The organism is Bradyrhizobium sp. Crot121, assembly GCF_059512385.1.
In genome coordinates this window covers 1-974 of sequence record NZ_JCAMOR010000271.1, presented here as the reverse complement: position 1 = coordinate 974, position 974 = coordinate 1, and the positions used below count along the sequence as shown (strand labels likewise).

Genomic DNA, 974 nt, shown 5'->3' with positions numbered 1-974 from the left:
AAGGCCTCAAGCTCATCGTCCGTGATCCCAATGACGCTAGCCAGGTCCGCGCGCCCTGCCACGAAGTCGATGGCGAGTTGTGCCAGCCGCTCGGTGTCCGGCGCATCGCCACCATTCAATAGCTCACCATCCGCCATCCTCATCATGTCACGCTCTCCGTGGAGACGGCTTGGTGCGTGGGACATGCGACATCGATTCAGGCGTTGGCAGGATGTGATTGAGGGCCGCCAGCTCGCCCGCATACGCTCTTTGAAACGCTTCGTCCTGATCGGCGACAAATGCAGAAATTGAAGCGGCACTCATAGTGCCGTCGCCCAAAGGGCAGGCACAACGGCCAAGTTGTTCGCGAGCCCGCGTCAAGAGACTATCCATCTGCGCGATGGTCTCTCGCGCAGCTTCCATCGTGTCATCGAGGTTCATTGCCCCTCCCAGACGGTCTCCTTGCCAACGCACCGTAGCGCCAGCAGGATTCGAAACCGCTTGCGCCACCAGCTCCGCTCAAGGGGCAACGACCTGCTCTCGGGGCCGGCCGCCAAAGGCCACCGACAGGCATCGTCTGCCGATGATAACGTGTGTCAGAATTCCCGACGAGAACGTTCCCGCAGATGGCGTAATGGCATTCCTCCGTGTCCCCGTTGGATCAACAGCTCCGCACGTCACTACCAGAGGTGGCGCATGGCGCAAAATACTTGATCGCTATGAAGGCATAGGCGCCCGTGATGGATCGGTGCGTCTCAGCGCGAGCGCTTGAGACGGCGGAGCTAACCTGGAAGTACGTGTCGTTGCGTTAAACGAGTCGTTCGGCCATCGCCGAAGCGAGCCCGCCGCTTGCGGACGGTGAGCCCTTCCTCGCGATAAAGCCGGTAGATCCGGTTGATCCCTGATGGCTCGCCCTTGGAGAGCACCGAACTGTCCCCGAATTTCCGCCGCTTCGCTGAAGATTACGCCGATGCGGTCACCACACTGCGTTTCTG

1 protein-coding gene is annotated in these 974 nt (G+C 60.7%); it reads right to left on the bottom strand.

All coding sequences use genetic code 11. The annotated features are described in order from the left end of the window. Positions 1-147: 147 nt before the first annotated feature. Positions 148-420 (bottom strand): hypothetical protein, encoded by a 273-nt coding sequence (locus AC5ZGW_RS46460; protein ID WP_130232011.1) that lies wholly within the window; start codon positions 418-420, stop codon positions 148-150. Between the last annotated feature and the right edge of the window lie 554 nt (positions 421-974).

Bases quoted from the DNA above. Each gene is read 5' to 3' on its own strand.
- AC5ZGW_RS46460 (WP_130232011.1), bottom strand. From the start codon at position 420: ATGAACCTCGATGACACGATGGAAGCTGCGCGAGAGACCATCGCGCAG.